Below are 19,659 nucleotides of genomic sequence, written 5' to 3' on the forward strand. Positions count from 1 at the left end.
CCCGCAGCCGGCTGCGCCTCCCGCCCACTCGGGCCCTCAGCCCGCTGGCCCGCCGCCGGCCGCCCCCCCCGCCCCCGCGGGCCCGAGTGGGCGGGATGAGCAGCCGGCTGCGGGCCTGAGTTGGCAGGGTGGGCGGCGTAGGCGGAGTGCAGCGGGCCGACCTGTTCGGCGTAGTCAGCGACCTGAGGAGGGGTCGCGGGCTGCGGTGGGACGTCGTGACGTGAGGCAGGAGCGGGATCAGCGTGAGACGCCGACGTGGCGCCGCGGTCATGTGGGGTCCCGTGCTCCGCCTCGGCGAAGGGGACCACCTGGGTCCGCGAATAGGAGAGCGTCTGCGGATACTCCTGCGTGTGCTGGCTGGGGTTCGCCTGCTCGGGGTGTGCCGTTTGGGAGTTCGCCTGCTGAGGATCAGCCGTTCGGGGATGCGTCGGGGTTTCGAGGGGTGGCTGGGGATGCGCCGTGGCGGCGTCGGGGGAAGTCTCCGCGGACTCAGGGCCTTGCGGCTCCTCGTGCGGATTCTCGGGGGTCTTCTCACTCATACCGACTACGCTACGCCGACCCCGGACAGGCCCGACAGCAAGCTGACCGCCGACCGAGCTTCGGGTTTCCCCTACAGGCGAACCTCACCCCCTGCCGGTGGCCGCACGTCCACCCGGCAGCGTCGCGCACCGTCAGCCGCATGCCCTCCCGGCAGTTTCGCACCCCACACCGTCAGCCGCACCCCGCACCGTTGCGACGCGGTGGATTGGAGCTAACGGTGCGGAGTGCGAAACCGGGCCTGGGTCAGGCGCGGGTGAGCACGTCGGCGTCCTCGGGTTCGACGCCCGCGGCACGCGCGACCGCCGCCTCGGCCGCGTCTGCGACCGCCACGACGTCCGCGCCAGCAACCGCCGCGTCAACTGCTGCGGCCTCCGCCTCGCTCACCTCGGCGCTGTCGACGTTCGGAGTCGACTCGGGATGGGTCTTCGCGAGAGCGATGTCGAGGTCCGCGAGGATGTCGTCGATGTCCTCGATCCCCAGCGACAGGCGGATGAACTTCGGCGAGACGCTCAGTTCGCAGTCGGCGACGGCGAGGTGGGTCATGGTGGCCGGGTGGTCGATGAGGGACTCGACGCCGCCGAGCGATTCGGCCAGCGTGATGAGCTCGGTGCTCTGGACCAGGGAGAGCGCGCGCTCCTCGGTGTCGGTGCAGAAGGAGACGACTCCGCCGAATCCGCTCATCTGGCGCTTCGCGGTCTCATGGCCGGGGTGGGAGGGCAGGCCCGGGTAATACACCTCGGCGATCTCCGGGCGCTGCTCCAACCACTCCGCCACGGCCTGCGCGTTCTCGCAGTGCTTGGCCATGCGCACCGGCAGGGTCTTGATCCCACGCCGAGTCAGCCAGGCGTCGAACGGCGAGATCCCCAGCCCGACGGAGGCGAGGTACTCGACCAGGCGGTCGGTCGCCTCGGCGGCACGGGCACAGGTCGACCCGTCACCGGTGAGCACGGCACCGCCGATGACGTCGGAGTGGCCGTTGATGAACTTCGTCGTCGAGTGGATGACGACGTCGGCGCCGAGCTCGATCGGCCGCTGGAGGTACGGGGTGGCGAACGTCGAGTCGACGGCGAGGAGCGCGTTCGCGGCATGGGCCAGGCGCGCGGATTCCTCGATGTCGATGACGTCGAGGCCCGGGTTGCTCGGGGTTTCGACCCAGACGATGGCCGTCCGCTCGCTGATCGCCGCGGCGAGCGCGGCGGTGTCCGTGAGGTCGACGGTGGTGACCGTGACGCCCCAACGCTCGTACTCATTGACGAGCAACCGGTATGTCCCGCCGTAGATGTCGCGCGGGATGATGATCTCATCGCCCGGGCCGAGCAGCGCGGAGAAGACCGCGACCTCGGCGGAGGTGCCCGAGTTGAGGGCCGCCGCGAAGGAAGCGCCCTCGAGATCGCAGAGCACCTCTTCGAGGTCGCTGCGGTTCGGGGTGCCGGTCCGGGCGTAGTCGAAGCCGGCACGGGCGACCCCCGGGACGTCCATCTTGAACGTCGAGGTCTGGAAGATCGGGGCGACGACGGAGCCCGTGTGCGCCTCGGGAAGGGCGCCGGCATGGATCGAGCGGGTCGAGATACCGTTCGGGGCGGGTTGCGAGGCAGAGGCGGTCGTCGTCGACACCTGGTCACTTCGCTGCACGCGATCTGTGGAGCTCACGGCGGGTCCTTTCTCACTGGTGGTCCCTTCGACATCGCTGCCGAAGTCCCACCAGTCTGGCCCGCCACCCGGAACGGGAGCGACGGTCGTGACCCGGAAAGTCACCGCCCGTCATGATTCGTCTTGTGCCGCAGTCACGAACCGTCATGTCGGTTCTCCCGGCGGCGGTGCGTCAGCCGGCGCGCATCCCGAGTGGTCTTCCCTCGGCCGCGTACCCGTGTGGGTGGGGAAGTGTTCGCGAGGATTATTGTGTGAGGCACGGCCCCTGCTGATCCGAGGGATTTCTAAGAGCCTCGTCGGGGTCTTCCCTCGGCCGCCGAGGTGTGGGACTCTTGGCACCATGACCGCGGAGGCCGATCGTCGGGAATGCTGCGTCGGACGAGACGCCGACCGTCGAGAATGCTGCGTCAGGCGAGACGCCGGGCGTCGGGATCGCTGCGTCCGTCGGAGCGCAGCGTCACCGTCCGGCGCCGTTCCCCGGGCCGCCCGCGCCGGAGTCGGAACCGGAGTCGGAATCCGAATCGGAACCAGAGTCGGAATCGGAATCCGAAACAGCGAGGAGGCACTGCCTTGAGAATCGCACTCACCCAGTTCGTCAGCCTCGACGGAGTGAGCCAGGGACCGGGCTCGGCCGATGAGGACACCTCTGACGGCTTCACCCGCGGCGGCTGGTTCACGCCCTTCCTCGACGAGGCGTTCGTCGCCCAGGCCTCCGAATGGCTCGATCTGGCCGGCGGACTACTCTTCGGGCGCCGCACCTACGAGGCCTTCGCCCGCGACTGGCCGCAGATCCCCGAGCCCGACCCGTTCACCGTGCGGATGAACACGCTGCCCAAGTTCGTGGTGAGCAGGACTCTCGGTCAGGGCACGTGGAATCCCACGACGGTGCTCGCCGACATCGGCGCCGTTGCCGAGCTGAGGACCAGGCCGGGTCGGGAGCTTCAGATCCACGGCAGTGCTCGCCTCGCCGCCTCCCTCCTCGACGCCGGGATCGTCGACACTCTCCGGCTGGCGCTGGCCCCGACCGTCGTCGGCGCCGGTCGGCGACTGCTGACCCACCCGCTGGAGGATCGCGGCTTCCGACTCGACCGCTCATCGGCCACCCCGGCGGGGCTGGTCATCCTCGAGTACTCCGCCTCCGGCGCCGCCCCGCACGAGGACTACTCCGGCGTCGGGTGACAGCACCGGCACCGGCGACGGCGACGGCGACGGCGACGGCGACGTTGGCACACCTCTCGACGGATCGGATCCGGACCGCCCGGGAAGGCCCAGGCCAGAGCATGGAGACCGTCCGGTGCGACAATGGCCCCACGACCACAGTGAGGAGAACCGCAATGTCGACGATCGCCTTCATGACCACCGACCTGCCGATCATCGGCGCCCCGATGGCCGGCGGCACCACGACCCCGGACCTCGTCGAGGCGGTGGCCCGAGCCGGTGGGTTCCCCTTCGTCGCCGGCGGGTACCTCACCGCCGAGGCGCTCGCGGAGCAGGTGGAGCGCGCTCGGGAGACCACGGAGACCTTCGGGGTGAACCTGTTCGCCCCGAACCCCGTGCCCCTCGACCGCGCCGCCTTCGACACGTTCGTCCGCGAGCTCGAGCCCCTCGCCGCCGACCGTGGGATCACACTCGACCCCGAACCCGTCGTCGACGATGACCACTTCACCGAGAAGCTCGACCACCTCCTGTCCCATCCCGTGCCCCTCGTCTCGACGACGTTCAACCTCCCCACCGCCGAGGTGGTTGCGCGCCTCCAGGCCGTGGGCACTCAGGTGGCCGCCACGGTGACGACCCTCAACGAGGCGCGGACCGCCCGGGACCGAGGGGTCGACGGCCTCATCGTCCAGGGTCCGCGGGCCGGTGCGCACAGCGGCACTGCCGATCCCACTCGACGGATCGCCGACCGCCCGACTATCGACCTGCTCACCGAGGTCCGCGCCGAGGTGGACCTGCCCCTTGCCGCCGGAGGAGGAGTCGACGGTCCGGGTGCTGTCGAGGAGCTTCTCGCGGCGGGGGCGAGCGCAGTCGCCATCGGAACCCTGCTGCTCCTCGCCGACGAAGCGGGCACCTCGGCGACGCACCGCCGGGCGCTCAAGGACGGGATGTTCACCGAGACGCGGCTGACCCGGGCATTCACCGGGCGACCCGCGCGAGCACTCGTCAACGACTTCGTCCACCGGTTCGACGACCTCGCCATCGACGCCTACCCGGCGATCCACCACCTGACCAAGGAGTTCCGTGCGGCGGCGAAGGCCTCCGATGATCCGCAGGGGCTGCACTTGTGGGCGGGAACCGGCTACCGGGGTGCGACAGAGGGCTCGGCGGAGACGATCGTCAAGGAGCTCGGCGCCCGCTTCGCCCGAGGGTGACTCAACGCTCCGCGTCCTTCGGACACCTCATCGACGTCATGGTCCCCGTCACGACTCTCGCGGACCGATGTCCCCTCCACGGATCTCGGTTTCGCCGTCGTCACCGGCGAACCGGCGCTCGGCGCCTTCGCATCGTTCGATCTCCTTCAGCCATTTCGTGTACGCACTCTTGAGTCCGAAAGGGCGGAATCCTTCGCGGCCCTCCCTATGATCGAGAAGGCAGCACGAGCGCCGGACGTGAACCGGCGGCAGCCGGAATCGAACCGGCACCACGACCGCGACGAAGGAGTCATCCATGTTCCAGTCACCACAGGCCTGGGTCCCGGCAGAGAGCCGCGCCCGCATCGAGGAGATCGCGAGGACCCACCTCGGCGAGGGGGATCCCACCGCCGGCGATCACGGTCCGGAGACGAGCGCGGCCACCCCGATGGCCGCTGTGGTCGATCGCATCGAAGACCTCGTCGCAGCCTCGGACAGGCTCCATGACGAGGAGACGTTCAATCTCAACCCCGCCTCCAACGTCCTCAATCCGCGGGCCGCAGCGCTCCTGTCGAGCGGGACGGGGTCGCGGACGTCGCTCGGCTACCCGGGTGACAAGTACGAGATGGGGCTCGAGCACATCGAGCAGATCGAGGTCATCACCGCCGAGCTCGCCGCGCGACTGTTCCACGCCTCCTTCGCCGAGGTGCGGGTGCCCAGCGGCGCGATGGCCAACCTCTACGCGTTCATGGCCACGTGTGCACCCGGTGACACGATCATCGCCTCACCGGCGACGATCGGCGGTCACGTCACCCATCATGCGGCGGGTGCCGCGGGCCTCTACGGGCTGAGAACGGTCGACGCGCCCGTCGACGTCGCCGCCTACAGCTACGATCTCGATGCGCTGGCGGCGCTGGCCCGCGAGGTGCGCCCGCGGCTGATCACGATGGGCGGATCCCTCAACCTCTTCGAGCATCCGGTCGCCAAGGTCCGTGAGATCGCCGACGAGGTGGGCGCTCACCTGCTCTTCGACGCCGCCCACGTGTGCGGGATGATCGCCGGGAAGCAGTGGGCGAACCCCCTCGACGAGGGCGCTCACCTGATGTCGATGAGCACGTACAAGAGCCTCGGCGGGCCCACCCATGGGCTGCTGCTGAGCAACGACGCCGCCCTCTCCGAGCGGATCGACGCCATCGCCTTCCCCGGACTGACAGCGAACTTCGACGTCAGCGCCGTCGCCGCGCTCGGTGTCACACTGGCGGACTGGATCGAGACCGGGGAGGACTACGCCGCCCGGATGCGGGCGTGCGCGGCGGTCCTGGCCCGATCCCTCGCCGAGGCGGGGGTCCAGCCCTTCGAATGCGAGCGCGGATTCACCGACTCCCACCAGTTCGGGCTCCTGGCCGCTCCCTTCGGCGGCGGCACCACGGCCGCCCGTGTCCTCGAGCGGGCCGGGTTCCTCACCTCGGGCATCGGCCTGCCCGTGCCCGAGATCCCCGGTGACCAGAACGGCATCCGCATCGGCACCCCGGAGATCGTGCGCCGGGGCATGGAGGTCGCGGACATGCCGCGCCTGGCCTCGCTCATCGCTCGCGCGCTGACCGCAGGTGGCGACAGTGGCGCCAAGTCGGCCGGGGACGCGGAAGCTGGGGTTGCGGGAACGGCCGGCACTCCCGCCGAGGCGACCCTGGACGAGATCGCCGCCGAAGTCTCGGCGTGGCGCAGGGAATTCACCGAGGTGAGGTTCACCGCCTGAGCCCGGGGCCGGAAGCCGCGACCGCGGCTCGGGTCATTTCGGCTGCATGCGGATCGCGCCGTCGAGGCGGATCGTCTCCCCGTTGAGCATCGGGTTGGCGACGATCGACTCGACAAGCTGCGCGTATTCGGCCGGCCTGCCCAGCCGGGCCGGATGCGGCACGGACCTGCCCAGTGATTCCTGCGCCTCGGCGGGCAGTCCTGCCATCATCGGCGTCTCGAAGATGCCCGGTGCGATCGTCACCACCCGGATGAGGGAGGCGGCGAGCTCGCGGGCCATGGGCAGGGTCACCGCGGCCACGGCTCCCTTGGAGGCGGAGTAGGCGATCTGCCCGATCTGCCCGTCGAATGCCGCGACGGACGCCGTGTTGACGATGACGCCGCGCTCCTCGCCCACCGGGTCCTGCCGCTGCATCGCGGCGGCGGCGAGACGGCAGACGTTGATCGTGCCGACGAGGTTGATGGCCACGACCTTCTCGAAGGTCTCGAGCGGCAGGGGGCCGCGCTTGGACACGAGCTTCCCGGGCGTCGCGACGCCCGCGCAGTTGACGACGACCCGCAGGGCGCCGAGGCCGGTCGCCGTGTCGACGGCGGCCTGGACCTGCTCCTCGCTCGTGACGTCGGCGACGACGAAGTGGGCACGGTCGCCGAGCTCGGTCGCGACCTGCTCACCCACCTCGGCGTTGAGGTCGACCATGACGACCTGAGCTCCCGCGGCGAGCAGGCGTTCGGCGGTCGCCCGGCCGAGTCCGGAGGCTCCACCGGTGACGAGCGCGACGGCATTGTTGAGATCCATGGATGTCCTTCGAGTCGAGACTGAGTGATCGTTCATTCACTCCGACTCTAAGGCAACGAGCGGTCCCGGTCACCCCGGGAGCACCGAAACGGCGACACCGCAGCGATCAGCCCAGGGTGCACTTCACGAGGTGCGCCCTGGGCTGATCGCTGAGCTGTCGGCGAACGGGAGAGCTCAGGCGGCCGCTTCGTCCTCCGCCGAGTCCTCGCGCACGGACTTCAGCGCCTCGCCCCAGGCGACGATGTCGTCGACCATCGATGCGAACGGAGCCGCCGACACCTCGGTGGGAGCGAACTTGCCGTCCGCGACGTCGGTGAAGATGCTGAAGGACGCCTGGTCGCGGACGACGGCGAGCTTGTAGTTGGCGAGGATGTGACGCAGGTGCTCGGCGGCGCGCACGCCCTTGTCAGCGCCGTAGTTGACGATGCCGGCGACCTTGTGGTTGAACTCGGTGGCGACGAAGTCGAGGGCGTTCTTCAGCGATCCCGAGATCGAGTGGTTGTACTCAGGGGTGACGAAGATGAAGGCGTCGAACTCATCGAGCTTGGCTCCCCAGGCCTTCGTGTGATCGTTCTGGTACATCTTCGCACCGGCGGGGATCACCTCGTCGAGGAGGGGCAGGTCGAAGTCGCCGAAGTCGACGACCTCGGCGCGGACGTCGTCACGGCCGGCCAGCTGCTCGGACACCCAGGAGACGATCTGGGGGTTGAGGGCCTGCGGGCGGGAGGTGCCGGGAATGATCGCGATGGAGAGCATTGTCGTCCTTTGTTCGGTGGTGTGTCCGGATCGGTCCGTGCGAGCAGTCGGACGTGACCGAATGGCCCGCACTCCACGGAGAACATGGTTGAACAGTCAACTATTCCCCCCTTCGACCGTGACGTGCACCATGGCTTCACATGCCGCGCGGGGAGGGGCTCCGCCGGTTCCGGGCTCGCGGGAGGCGCCGTGTTGTATTGTCGACTGGCAAGTGAGTGATTGTTCGATTTCCCGGCTCGCAAGGAGACCCAGCACCGTGCGTTCAACCAACGGCCGCAACAACATCCTCCGTTCGGCGCGCGACACCTTCGCGACGAAGGGCTTCGACGGCGCCTCCATCCGGGACATCGCGCAGGCCGCGGGGCTGAGTCTGTCCGCTCTCTACTACTACTTCCCATCCAAGCAGGACGCCCTGTTCGAGCTCGTGCAGACCGCCTACTCCTGGTACATCGAGCACGGCCTCGCCGTCATCGCCGAGGCGGGCGAGGACGTCGTCGATCGCTTCGCGGCATCCGTGCGCTACCTCGTGAGATACCGGATCGAGAACGTCTCGGTCTCGACGGTGCTGCTGCGCGACACCGAACGCCTCGAGGGCGAGAACGCCGCCGCCATCAGGACGCTGCAGCGGCAGGCGAGGGCCGTGCTCGGCGACGTCATCGCCGCAGGGGTCGACGCCGGGAAGTTCACCGTCGACGACCCCCAGCTGGCCACGCGTGCCGTGCTGTCGATCTGCAACTCTCTCTCCATCTGGTACCGGCCGACTGGTGAGCTGACGCCCGAACAGATCGAGCGCGACTTCACCCTCTATGCGCTGCGCATCCTCGGCATCGAGCCTGACCGCGAGGAGCTCGATCGACTCCTCGACATCCCGATCAGCCAGGCCGGTATCCTCGACTTCATCGCCGACCCGCAGCAGCAGGGCTGACCCCACTTGCCGCTGATGTGACCCGACGGGACTGATTCGACGTGGCGCCGCATCGAATCAGTCCCGTCGGGTCACGTTCGGGGGCCGACCCCGCTTAGGAGCCTGCAAGCGCAGGAGTTTGGCCCGAAGCCGGTCACCCGCGAACGGGCCGATCGCAACCTCCACCTCCCCATACCACAAGACGAGACATAAAATCCCAGGTCAGGACTGGCAGTCCGATCACCTGGACGGAAACCTCGAGAATCGCCTCGCCGTCGGATCTCAGCGCATACGATGGTGCTCGACAGATTTGCGTCCCACGTCACAATGGGCTTGACTTATGAGTCGTATCACAGGGGAACGACGACTGTTCGCCCTGTCCGCAGATGAAGAACTGCAGAACTACTGAGGAGAAGTGTGTCCGCTTTCATCGAATGGCTGAATGGCATCGTCTGGTCATCAGCACTCGTCTATCTCTGCCTGGGGGCGGGGGTCTACTTCACGATCCGCTCGCGGGCCGTCCAATTCCGTCAGATCAAGGCGATCTTCGTCCAGATGTTCCGGGGCAAGAGCTCCAATGAGGGAGTCTCCTCGTTCCAGGCGCTGGCGATGTCGCTGGCCGGACGCGTCGGCGTCGGCAACATCGCCGGTGTCGCCACTGCCATCGCCTTCGGCGGCCCCGGTGCCGTCGTCTGGATGTGGATCTCGGCGCTCCTCGGCGCCTCCACCTCCTACGTCGAATCGACCCTCGGTCAGATCTTCAAGGAGCAGGACCCCAAGACCGGTGAGTACCGCGGCGGTCCCGCCTTCTACATCGAGAAGGCCTATCGCCACACCAAGGCGAAGGGCCTGTTCAAGGTCTACGGCATGGTCTTCGCCTTCGTCACCGTCATGGCGATGAGCTTCATGCTCCCCGGAATCCAGTCGAACGCGATCTCCGGCGCGGTCACGAACGCGTGGAACCTCCCGTCGTGGGTGACGGCGATCGGACTGGCCGTCATCATGGGCTTCATCGTCATCGGCGGAGTCAAGCGCATCGCGCACTTCGCCTCCCTCGTCGTGCCGTTCATGGCGATCATCTACATCCTCGCCGCGATCGTCGTCTCCCTCGTCAACGCCGACCAGCTCCTCTCGGTCATCGAACTCGTCTTCAAGTCCGCCTTCGGCGTCGACGCGGGCCCCGAGGCGGCCTTCGGCGGTATCCTCGGCATGGCCATCCAGTGGGGCGTCCAGCGCGGGATCTACTCCAACGAGGCCGGACAGGGCACGGGACCGCACGCCGCAGCGGCCGCCGAGGTCTCCCATCCCACCAAGCAGGGCCTCGTGCAGGCGGGAGCGATCTACATCGACACCCTTCTCGTGTGCTCGGCCACCGCGTTCATGATCCTCTCGACCGGCATGTACAAGGTCTTCGACGCCGATCAGACGACGATCATCGGTTCGGGACGCGGTCAGCTCGCCGAGGAGATCGCCGCCACTCCCGGTGAGACCTGGCCTCAGGCCGGACTCGACACGATGATCCCGGGCCTGGGCGCGAGCTTCATCGCGATCTCGATCTTCTTCTTCGCGCTGACGACGATCGTCGCCTACTACTACATGGCCGAGACGAACCTCGTCTACCTGCTGGGACGCTTCAAGAACAAGATGGTCATGGTCATCGGCGAGCGCGTGCTCCAGGCGCTCATCCTCGTCGCCGTCGCCGTCGGCGCGATCTCGGCCTCCGGCAGCGCCTGGGCCCTCGGCGACATCGGCGTCGGCCTCATGGCCTGGCTCAACGTCATCGCCATCCTGTTCCTCCAGCAGCCCGCGTTCAAGGCGCTCCGCGACTACGAGCGGCAGACCAAGGAGGGCCTCGACCCGGTGTTCGACCCGCAGGCGCTCAGCATCCGGAACGCCGATTTCTGGGTGCACCGTCTGGCGAGCCTCCGCACCGGGGCGGACAGGAAGGGCTGAGCGCCTCGTCCTCTCCGAGAGGATCGGTCGGTCGAAGGCCCGGGACAACGGCGTCCCGGGCCTTCGGCCTGCTCCGCCACAGTGAGGGGTGGTCGGGCCGCGGCGCCGCGGAGGCGCGGGCGCGCCTCGATACCGGCAATGGTCGCCGAGGTGAGGGCAGGTGAGGTGAGCACGCCCGGCTCCGGGCGGCTTCCGCGCGGCTCAGCCGAACCGTTCGGTGAGCACGCGAGCCGTGGCGCCCGCTCCGCTCCGGGCGACGTCCTTCGGCCGGCCCGCCGCCACGACCCCGCCGCCCTCCGGTCCGGCTCCCGGCCCGAGGTCGATGAGCCAGTCGGCACCGGCGGCGATCTCCATGTTGTGGTCGGCCATGAGGATCGTGTCGCCCTCGTCGACGATCTGCCGGAACAGCTCCCCGAGCACCCGCGCATCGCTGGGGTGGAGGCCGTTGGTCGGTTCGTCGAGGATGAACAGTGAGCGTTCCCGTCTCCTCCGCGCGCGCATGGCCGCTGCCAGCCGCAGGCGCTGAGCCTCCCCGCCCGAGAGCGTCGAGGTCGACTGCCCGAGGAGCAGACCGCCGAGGCCCACTCGCTGCAGTGCCTCGAAGTGGTCGACGGCGCGCAGCACCTCGGCGAACCGGACGGCCGCGGCGTCGATCGACAGTCCGAGCACCTCGGCGATGGTCAGACCCTCGACCGTGACCTGAAGCGTCTCGTCGGTGAAGCGCCTGCCCTCGCATTCGGGACAGCTCCCGCTGGAGGCGGGCAGGTGGACGAGGTCGATCGTGATCATGCCGAGCCCCTCGCAGCGGGGGCAGCGGCCCTCGGCCGTGTTGAAGGAGAACCGGGAGGCCGTGTAGCCCCTGGACCTCGCCAGGGGCGTGGCCGCGAAGAGCGCACGGATCCTGTCGAAGATCCCCAGGTAGGTGCCGATGACCGAGCGCGGCGACCGCCCGATGACGCTCTGATCGAAGCTGACGACCCGGGAGAACTCCTCGAGTCCGACGGCGTTCGCCTCGGCGAAGCCGAGGTCGGCGTCGAGAGCCGCCGGCTCATCGTCGTCGAGGAGCGACGTCGCTCCGGACCGGGAGACGAGTGCCGCCACCGAGCGCAGCAGCGAGCTCTTCCCCGACCCCGACACCCCGGTGACCACCGTGAGCGCGGCGGTGGGGAACTCGACGGTGACGTCGGCGAGTGTGTTCGCCCGCAGGCCCGAGCAGCGGGCCCATCCGGACTCGGGTGCGCCGGCCCCACCGGACGAACCGCCCCGTCCGGCCGAGTCCCCGCTGGCAGGCGATCCGGTGCCGCCGCCCGATCCGTCGCCCTGACGAGCGTTTGCCGGCGTGGGATCGGGCCTCCACGGCGGGGTATCGGGTTCGTTGCGCAGACGGGCGGCGACACCGCTGTCCCCGGCGAGCGCATCTGCGACCGGCCCCGAGAACATCACCGTCCCTCCCCGGTCCCCGCCGCCGGGTCCGAGCTCGACGACCCAGTCGCAGCGGCGCACCGTCTCCATCTCGTGTTCGACGAGGACGACGGTGTTGCCCGCATCGCGCAGCGCCTCGATGAACCCGAAGAGGTGGTCCGTGTCGGCGGGGTGCAGGCCGGTGGAGAGCTCGTCGAAGACGTAGAGCATCCCATGGAGGCCGCTGTGCAGGTGGGCGGCGAGCCGCAGCCGCTGCAGCTCGCCGGGCGACAGGGTCGAGGCGGGCCGGTTCGGCGCGAGGTAGCCGACGCCCAGCTCGGAGATGACGCGCGTCCGCTTGGCGAGCTCGTCGAGGAGGACTCCGGCCGCTCCCTCGCTCGCCGCATCCGCCCGACCGGGCCCGCCGTCCGAGTCCTGCCCCGAGGTGACGGCGGAGCGGATGAAGCGCGCGAGGTCGTCGAGGCTGCGGGAGGCCACCTCGGCGATGGTCTCCCCTCCGATCCTCACGCCGAGCGCGGCGCGGGAGATCCGCGCTCCCCCGCATTCAGGGCAGGGCTCGTGGCGCAGGAACTGCGCGGTCCGCTCCCGGGTCGCCCGGGACCCGGTCGTGACCATTGTGTCGAGGAGGTAGCGTCGGGCGCTGCGGAACTTCCCCTTGTACCCGCGCGCGATCGTCTCCTTGAGGGAGGCGGGGTCGACGGTGATCGTCGGCGTCTCGTCGGTGAGCAGCAGCCAGGTGCGGGTCGATTCCGGCAGCTCCCTGAATGGGAGGTCGATGTCGATGCCCATCGTCTCGACGAGGTGCTTGAAGTTCCGGCCCAGCCAGCCGCCCGGCCACGCCGCGATCGCCCCGTCCCGGATGGTCAGACGGTCGTCGGGGACAGCCGCGTCGAGGTCGATGTCGTCGAGGCTGCCCTTGGCGGCGCACGTGGGGCAGGCGCCTTCGACGGTGTTCGGGGAGAACGCCGAGGCGGGAAGATGGTCGAGCCCGGGCGGGTAGGTGCCGATGCGGGAGAAGAGGACGCGGAGCAGATCGGAGACCTGGGACAGGGTGCCGACGCTCGAATGGTCGGGGGCCGCGGTGACGAGCTGCCTGACCGCGATCGCGGCGGGCAGCCCGGTGATCCGGTCGACCTCGGGGGCGGCGATCGTCCCGAGCAGGTGCCGGGTGAAGGGGGAGACGGATTCGAGGTAGCGCCGCTGCGCCTCGGCGTAGATCGTGTCGAAGGCGAGCGAGGACTTGCCCGACCCGGAGACTCCGCAGATCGCGATGAGCTGCCCGTGCGGGAGGGCGACGGTGATGTCGGCGAGGTTGTGCTCACGGGCGCCGACCACCGTCAGTTCGGTGACCGGCACCGATCCGGTGACCGGCGCCGACCCCGGGCCGGCGGCCGACCCGGTGCCGTCGGCGAACGCGAAGCCCCTGCCGTCGAGCGGTCCGGTCCGGTCGGCGGCACCGGTCGCCGGCTCGGTCTCGGTGCTCAGGTCGGGCTGCGGCATCGGGGATCCTTCGGTAACATCGAGGTCAGGCGGCGAGCGGTCGGCGGCGGGTCGAGCGGTCGGGCGAGCGGTCGAGCGGGAAGCGGCCAAGCGGCGAGCGCACCACGGTCCGACGAGAGCCGGCACTGTGCGGGGCCCTCGAGAGAACATGGTGCGCTCGACGTGAGGCGTTCGCGCGCACGCGGCGCGCCCGGGGAGGAGGCTACTTGAGGCTGGTGCCTGCGGAGCCGAGGTGCCGGCAGGCCTCGACGACGCGCTCGGCCATGCCCGCCTCGGCGGCCTTGCCGTAGGAGCGCGGATCGTAGAGCTTCTTGTTGCCGACCTCGCCGTCGATCTTGAGCACTCCGTCGTAGTTGCGGAACATGTGCTCGACGACGGGACGGGTGAAGGCGTACTGCGTGTCCGTGTCGATGTTCATCTTCACGACACCGTGCCGCACCGCCTCGGCGATCTCCTCGGCGCTCGAACCCGAGCCACCGTGGAAGACGAGGTCGAACGGGGACTCCTGGCCGATCTCCTTGCCGACGGCCTCCTGGATCTCGCCGAGCAGCGACGGGCGCAGCCGGACGTTGCCCGGCTTGTAGACGCCGTGGACGTTGCCGAAGGTGAGCGCCGTGAGGTAGCGTCCCTTCTCCCCCGCACCGAGGGCACGGACCGTGGCGAGACCGTCGTCGACGCTCGTGTAGAGCTTGTCGTTGATCTCGTTCTCGACGCCGTCCTCCTCGCCGCCGACGACGCCGACCTCGATCTCGAGGATCGACTTCGCCTCGGTCGAGAGCTCGAGGAGCTCGGCGGCCAGGGAGAGGTTCTCGTCGAGCGGCACCGCGGAACCGTCCCACATGTGCGACTGGAAGTAGGGGTCCCCTCCGGACTTCACACGCTCGGTCGAGAGGGCGAGCAGCGGCTTGACCCATTCCTCGACGGCGTCCTTCGGTGCATGGTCGGTGTGCAGGGCGATGTTGACGTCGTAGCTCTTGGCCACCTCGGCGGCGAAGACGGAGAACGCGATCGCTCCGCGCACCCGGTCCTTGACCGTCGGACCCGACATGTACTCGGCTCCGCCGGTCGAGATCTGCACGATGCCGTCCGACCCCGCTTCCGCGAAGCCGCGGATGGCGGCGTTGATCGTCTGCGAGGACGTGCAGTTGATCGCCGGATAGGCGAAGCCCTTGGCCTTCGCCCGGTCGATCATCTCGGCATACACCTCAGGACTTGCGATGGGCATGAGTGCTCCTCTTCGAAACGCGATGACCCCGGCGGTCATCCGAACGTGAACTGATCTGCCTACAGCCTAAGTGATCGCCCGGAAACGGTCACAGACCGCCGAGGCGCGGGCCCTGTCGGTCAGCGGCTGCCCGGGGCGGGGCGCTGAGCGCCGGTTCCGCCGCGGCGGGCTCCCCTTCCCCGCTGCCTGTCGAGCAGCCCCCTGCTGCGGGTGAGCCGGTAGTCGATGCGCTGATCGACCTTCTCCTCGAAGTACTCGCCGAAGTCGTCGGCGAGCTGCTCACCGAGCTCGCGGTACCGTGCCGCCGTCTCCAGCTCCTCGGTCCGCCTCGCCTCGGCGCGGAATGCCTTGAGTGTCGCAATGCAGACGAAGATGAGGACGATGCTGAACGGCAGCGCCGTCATCAGCGAGCCTGCCTGCAGGGCACCGAGGCCGCCGGCGACGAGCAGACCGATCGCCAGCGCTCCTTCGAGGAGTGCCCAGAGCACGCGCGACCACATCGGCGGGTTGGGATGGCCGCCGGAGGCGAGCATGTCGACGACGAGCGACCCTGAGTCCGAGGAGGTGATGAAGAAGATCGCGACGAGGATGATGCCGATGACCGACAGGACCGAGCCCAGCGGCAGGTCGCCGAGGACGTCGAAGAGCACTCGTTCGGCGACGACCCCCTCGGCGGGGTCGACGAGGTCACCCGAGCCGAAGAGCTGCCGGTGGAGTCCGGTCCCGCCCATGACGGAGAACCAGAAGAAGCCGACGATCGAGGGCACGAGGAGCACTCCGGCGATGAACTCGCGCACGGTCCGTCCCCGCGAGATGCGGGCGATGAAGACGCCGACGAACGGCGCCCAGGAGATCCACCAGCCCCAGTAGAACAGCGTCCACGAGGCGTTCCACTCGGCACCCTCATCACCGGTGTAGGCACCGATGTCGAAGGTCATGTCGAGCACGTTGGCGAGGTAGACGCCGAGCGACTCGACGAAGTTCTGGAACAGGAAGAGGGTGGGACCGAGCACGAGCACGGTGACGAGGAGGATCCCGGCCAGGCTGAGGTTGATGTTCGACAGCCATTTGATTCCCGCACCGACACCCGAGACCACCGAGGCGGTGGCCAGGAAGGTGATGATGACGATGAGGATGATGAGGAAGGTGTTGTCGTACTCCCCGACGACACCGATGTGCTTGAGTCCGGCCGAGATCTGCTGGACGCCGAGTCCGAGCGAGGTCGCGATGCCGAAGACGGTGCCGAAGATGGCGATGATGTCGATGAGGTCACCCGTCCAGCCCTTGACCCGATGGCCGAGCAGGGGCTCGAGCGCCCAGCGGATGGACAGCGGACGGCCGCGCCGGTGGATCGCATAGGCGAGCGCCAGGCCGAGGACGGCGTAGAGGGACCAGGGGTGCAGTCCCCAGTGGACGAAGGTCTGAGCCATGCCCATCTGGGCGTTCTCCACTTCTCCGCCTTCCCAACCGGGTTTCGCCCCGGTCGTGGCGTAGGTCAGCGGCTCGGCCACTCCGTAGAAGACGAGTCCGATGCCCATGCCGGCAGCGAAGAGCATGGCGAACCACGAGAGCACTCCGAACTCCGGCTCGTCGTCGTCCTTGCCCAGTCGGATCTTCCCGTACTTCGACAGCCCCACGACGATGGCGAAGGCGACGAAGCCCCCGACCACGAGCATGTAGTACCAGCCGAGGTCGGCGACGATCCAGCTCTGGATCGACAGGAGGACCGGACCGGTCTAATCAGGCAGGATGATGGCCAGTCCCGCGATGGCCACGATGACGAAGCGCGGGCCAGAACACCCGCGGGGCGATGAGGCCCCTGCCGATGCGCACACCCTGATCGCGCAGCTTCGTGGTGATCTCGTCATCGGAATCACCCTCGCCGATGTGCAGGCGCTGCGGCAGATGGAGCCGCACAGGCTCCGGGGCGCCGAAGAGGAAATGGGCCTGCCCCTCCTCGACTGCACTGTCCGGGCCCGCACCGTTGGGGGCTTCACTGTCGGGGACTTCGCCGGTCACCGCGACTGCTGGGTCGACTTTCACCGATGAGCCCGATGCCGCCTCGGAGGAGGTGTCCTCTGCGGGCGGTTTCCACTGTCCCTTGTCACTGCCTTCTGCAGGGTGATTCATGGTGCCTTTCGGATCGAATGCATGGAACCGACTACTCACCCTGCCGGAATCGGCGGCAGACTTCAAGAAGAGTGCCACGCGCGGACGCGACATCCGGACGGACCCACGGGCCGCTGATGCGGAACCGCGGGGCCATCGGCGCCTCTCTTCAGTAAGGTGCAGTTATGCAGAGCCATGCGGTTCCCCCGCCTCCGAGTTCCCGGCCGTCCCCGCCGGCGAGCTCCCGGTCCCGAATCCTCAGCTGGGCGCTGTGGGACTGGGGGTCGGCATCGTTCAACGCCGTCATCATCACGTTCGTCTTCACCCCGTACCTGACGAAGGGCGTGGCGGCGAGCGAGGAATCGGGCTCGTCCGCGCTCGGCTGGTCAATGGCCGCGGCCGGGCTCGTCATCGCGCTCGTCGCTCCGGCCGTCGGAACGCGGGCCGACGCGGGCGGGCGGCACCGGATGTGGCTCGGCATCCACACGAGCATCGTCGTGCTCTCGATGCTCGGCCTCTTCTTCGTCCGCGACTCCCCCGAGTACCTGTGGCTGGGACTGCTCCTCATCGCCGTCGGCAGCGTCTTCTTCGAGTTCGCCGAAGTGTCCTACAACGGGATCATGGTCCGCATCACCCGTCCCGACAATGTCGGCCGGGTCTCGGGCTTCGGATGGGGCATGGGGTACGTCGGCGGGCTGGTCCTCCTCGTCCTCCTCCTCGTGCTCGTCATCCAGCCCGAGGTGGGCATCCTCGGCGCCGCGGACGAGGGAGGGCTGCGGTTCCGGATCGTCGCGGCGCTGTCCGCGCTGTGGTTCGCCGTCTTCGCGCTTCCGGTGCTGTTCACCGCGCCCGGGCCCGAGAGCACCTCGACCGCGACGGACAACCCCGTCAGGGCATTCCTCTCCGACTACGCCGCCCTGGTCCGCCGCCTCGTGCGGATGTGGAGGGAAGAGCACCAGACCCTGCGCTTCTTCATCGCCTCGGCGGTGTTCCGCGACGGTCTGGCCGCGATCTTCGCCTTCGCCGGCGTCCTCGCGGCCGGCAGCTACGGGTTCAGCGCCTCGGAGATCATCGTCCTCGGCGTCGCCGCCAACATCGCGGCAGGGACGGGCGCGATGATCGCGGGGGTCTTCGACGACCGCTTCGGACCCAAACCGGTGATCATCGCCGGACTCATCGTCATCCTCCTCGGCGGCCTGCCGATCCTCTTCAGCGAGGAGCGCGCGGTGTTCTGGGCCTGCGCGCTCATCCTCAGCTTCTGCGTCGGACCCGTGCAGGCCTCGAGCCGGTCGTTCCTCGCGAGGATCACCCCGCCCGAGAGCGCCGGCGAGAACTTCGGCCTCTACGCCACCACCGGGCGCGCCGTCAGCTTCCTCGGCCCCGCGATGTTCGCCGTCTCCATCTCCGTGTTCGGCTTCCAGCGCGCCGGCGTCCTCGGGATCCTCCTCGTCCTGCTGCTCGGACTGATCCTCATCATCCCCGTCAGGCCGGAGGCCCCGCGCCTGGCGATGCAGAGGTGACGATGCGCGTCGGGGACGGCGAATCGTGTGACGATCTGTCCGTTTCGATTGACAGAAACCGAACGAACGTCACCCGACTCGCACCGGGCCAGAACGAAGTGCACACAACTCGCACCGGGCGCAGCACCTCGGCGTCATCGGGCACCTCGCCGAGGCGGTGGGACGGCTTCTAGGAGGCCACCGAGGTCTCGCCTGCGAGCAGTTCGTCGATCTGGCCGATCGCGCCGGTCGCCCCTTCGACGACGCCCATCTCGAGCACCTTCTTCAGCCCGTCGAGCGATTCGTAGGTGCCGACGTACTCGGCCCGGGTCCCGCCGTCGATCGCCGTGAAGGTGTAGACGTTGTGGGCCGCCGGCATCTCGTCGACCCGGTTGAACTCCTCGTCGGAGAAGTAGTCATGGAAGCCGAAGGAGCGCGGCTCGTCCACGTCGGTGACGACCCAGAAGCCGCAGTACTTCTCCCCCTCCGGGCTCGTCATGAAGTAGGTGACCTTGCCGCCGGGCCGCATGTCGTGATCGACGACCGTGGCGGGGTAGCCCGGGGGACCCCAGATCTTCTCCAGCTGGCGCGGGTCGGCGTAGACCTGCCAGACGCGTTCGGGCGGCGCGGCGAACTCCGCCACCATGGTCAGGGTGAGTGCGTTCTCGTCGTGGTGGACTTCTGTGACTGGCATGACTGCTCCTCCATCGGATGTGGTCAACTGACTGGCGGTCCGCCCGCTGCGCCGGACGGTTCTGCCCGATCGGTCGATCCGGTCGAGCCCCCATCGGCGGCCAGCAGGTCGTCGATGCGCTCCACGCGCTCCCGCCACAGGTGCTCGAGCTCGCCGAGCAGCTCCTGCGCCGAGCGGATCGTCCCGACATCGGTCCTGGCCACCTGTTCGCGTCCGCGTCTGCGCTTGTTCACGAGCCCTGCCCTCTCGAGCACGGCCACATGCTTCTGCACCGCGGCGAAGCTCATGTCGTACTTCGCCGCCAAGGTGGAGACCGATTGACCCTCGTCCATGACCCGCCTGACGATGTCACGCCGGGTCCGATCCGACAGCGCATGGAACAGGGCGTCCGCCTGATCGTCGGAGAGGGTCTTCATGACACTCATCGTACAACCGTTTGGTTGTATGTCAATGGGTTCCACAGGCCGAATGGAATCGACCCCACCCCTCGACGGAAGCATTGAACAGG

14 protein-coding genes and 1 pseudogene are annotated in these 19,659 nt (G+C 68.7%); 6 read left to right on the forward strand and 9 right to left on the reverse strand.

All coding sequences use genetic code 11. The annotated features are described in order from the left end of the window. Window positions 1-783: 783 nt before the first annotated feature. On the reverse strand, window positions 784-2,154 hold the full coding sequence (locus DFO65_RS02605; protein ID WP_113903182.1) for a trans-sulfuration enzyme family protein: 1,371 nt from the start codon (window positions 2,152-2,154) through the stop codon (window positions 784-786). A 606-nt stretch (window positions 2,155-2,760) separates the two neighbouring features. Between DFO65_RS02605 and DFO65_RS02610 the strand changes: the two genes are divergently transcribed. Beyond that, entirely contained in the window at window positions 2,761-3,369 is a 609-nt protein-coding gene (locus DFO65_RS02610; protein WP_113902883.1) for a dihydrofolate reductase family protein, read from the forward strand. Between the two features lie 155 nt (window positions 3,370-3,524). Continuing rightward, entirely contained in the window at window positions 3,525-4,559 is a 1,035-nt protein-coding gene (locus DFO65_RS02615; protein ID WP_113902884.1) for an NAD(P)H-dependent flavin oxidoreductase, read from the forward strand. Window positions 4,560-4,607: 48 nt separating this feature from the next. Here DFO65_RS02615 and DFO65_RS02620 read toward each other — a convergent pair whose 3' ends face one another. Continuing rightward, on the reverse strand, window positions 4,608-4,856 hold the full coding sequence (locus DFO65_RS02620; RefSeq protein WP_113902885.1) for a hypothetical protein: 249 nt from the start codon (window positions 4,854-4,856) through the stop codon (window positions 4,608-4,610). Here DFO65_RS02620 and DFO65_RS02625 point away from each other — a divergent pair. Continuing rightward, window positions 4,855-6,294, forward strand: a complete 1,440-nt coding sequence (locus DFO65_RS02625; protein ID WP_113902886.1) for a serine hydroxymethyltransferase — start codon at window positions 4,855-4,857, stop codon at window positions 6,292-6,294. The genes DFO65_RS02620 and DFO65_RS02625 overlap by 2 nt on opposite strands. 33 nt (window positions 6,295-6,327) lie before the next feature. Here DFO65_RS02625 and DFO65_RS02630 read toward each other — a convergent pair whose 3' ends face one another. After that, window positions 6,328-7,089 carry a 3-hydroxyacyl-CoA dehydrogenase gene (locus tag DFO65_RS02630; RefSeq protein ID WP_113902887.1) on the reverse strand — a complete coding sequence of 254 codons (762 nt, stop codon included), beginning with the start codon at window positions 7,087-7,089 and terminating at the stop codon, window positions 6,328-6,330. Window positions 7,090-7,263: 174 nt separating this feature from the next. Then, window positions 7,264-7,845 carry an NADPH-dependent FMN reductase gene (locus DFO65_RS02635; RefSeq protein ID WP_113902888.1) on the reverse strand — a complete coding sequence of 194 codons (582 nt, stop codon included), beginning with the start codon at window positions 7,843-7,845 and terminating at the stop codon, window positions 7,264-7,266. A gap of 256 nt (window positions 7,846-8,101) precedes the next feature. Between DFO65_RS02635 and DFO65_RS02640 the strand changes: the two genes are divergently transcribed. Together DFO65_RS02640 and DFO65_RS02645 are read left to right on the forward strand one after the other, a co-directional pair. Then, complete coding sequence (locus DFO65_RS02640; RefSeq protein ID WP_113902889.1) at window positions 8,102-8,770, forward strand: TetR/AcrR family transcriptional regulator; 669 nt, start codon at window positions 8,102-8,104, stop codon at window positions 8,768-8,770. A 396-nt stretch (window positions 8,771-9,166) separates the two neighbouring features. Further along, entirely contained in the window at window positions 9,167-10,702 is a 1,536-nt protein-coding gene (locus DFO65_RS02645) for an alanine/glycine:cation symporter family protein (protein ID WP_113902890.1), read from the forward strand. 201 nt (window positions 10,703-10,903) lie between these two features. On the opposite strand, the gene DFO65_RS02650 is transcribed toward DFO65_RS02645, so the two are convergent. The 3 genes and pseudogenes from DFO65_RS02650 to DFO65_RS02660 all read right to left on the reverse strand — a co-directional run bounded on the left by DFO65_RS02650 (window position 10,904) and on the right by DFO65_RS02660 (window position 16,766). After that, the gene (locus DFO65_RS02650) at window positions 10,904-13,624 is read right to left on the reverse strand and encodes an AAA family ATPase (protein ID WP_181778589.1); all 2,721 of its coding nucleotides are present in this window, start codon (window positions 13,622-13,624) and stop codon (window positions 10,904-10,906) included. 202 nt (window positions 13,625-13,826) lie between these two features. Further along, the gene (gene fbaA, locus DFO65_RS02655; protein ID WP_113902892.1) at window positions 13,827-14,849 is read right to left on the reverse strand and encodes a class II fructose-bisphosphate aldolase; all 1,023 of its coding nucleotides are present in this window, start codon (window positions 14,847-14,849) and stop codon (window positions 13,827-13,829) included. A 119-nt stretch (window positions 14,850-14,968) separates the two neighbouring features. Further along, a pseudogene (locus tag DFO65_RS02660) lies at window positions 14,969-16,766 on the reverse strand (BCCT family transporter). 377 nt (window positions 16,767-17,143) lie between these two features. On the opposite strand from DFO65_RS02660, the gene DFO65_RS02665 reads away from it, so the two are divergent. After that, window positions 17,144-18,478 (forward strand): MFS transporter, encoded by a 1,335-nt coding sequence (locus DFO65_RS02665; protein ID WP_113902893.1) that lies wholly within the window; start codon window positions 17,144-17,146, stop codon window positions 18,476-18,478. A 169-nt stretch (window positions 18,479-18,647) separates the two neighbouring features. On the opposite strand, the gene DFO65_RS02670 is transcribed toward DFO65_RS02665, so the two are convergent. Together DFO65_RS02670 and DFO65_RS02675 are read right to left on the reverse strand one after the other, a co-directional pair. Beyond that, entirely contained in the window at window positions 18,648-19,151 is a 504-nt protein-coding gene (locus tag DFO65_RS02670) for an SRPBCC family protein (protein WP_113902894.1), read from the reverse strand. 23 nt (window positions 19,152-19,174) lie between these two features. Further along, entirely contained in the window at window positions 19,175-19,567 is a 393-nt protein-coding gene (locus DFO65_RS02675; protein WP_113902895.1) for an ArsR/SmtB family transcription factor, read from the reverse strand. Window positions 19,568-19,659: the final 92 nt, after the last annotated feature.

It is taken from the genome of Brevibacterium sanguinis (genome assembly GCF_003315415.1).
GTDB lineage: Bacteria > Actinomycetota > Actinomycetes > Actinomycetales > Brevibacteriaceae > Brevibacterium > Brevibacterium celere_A.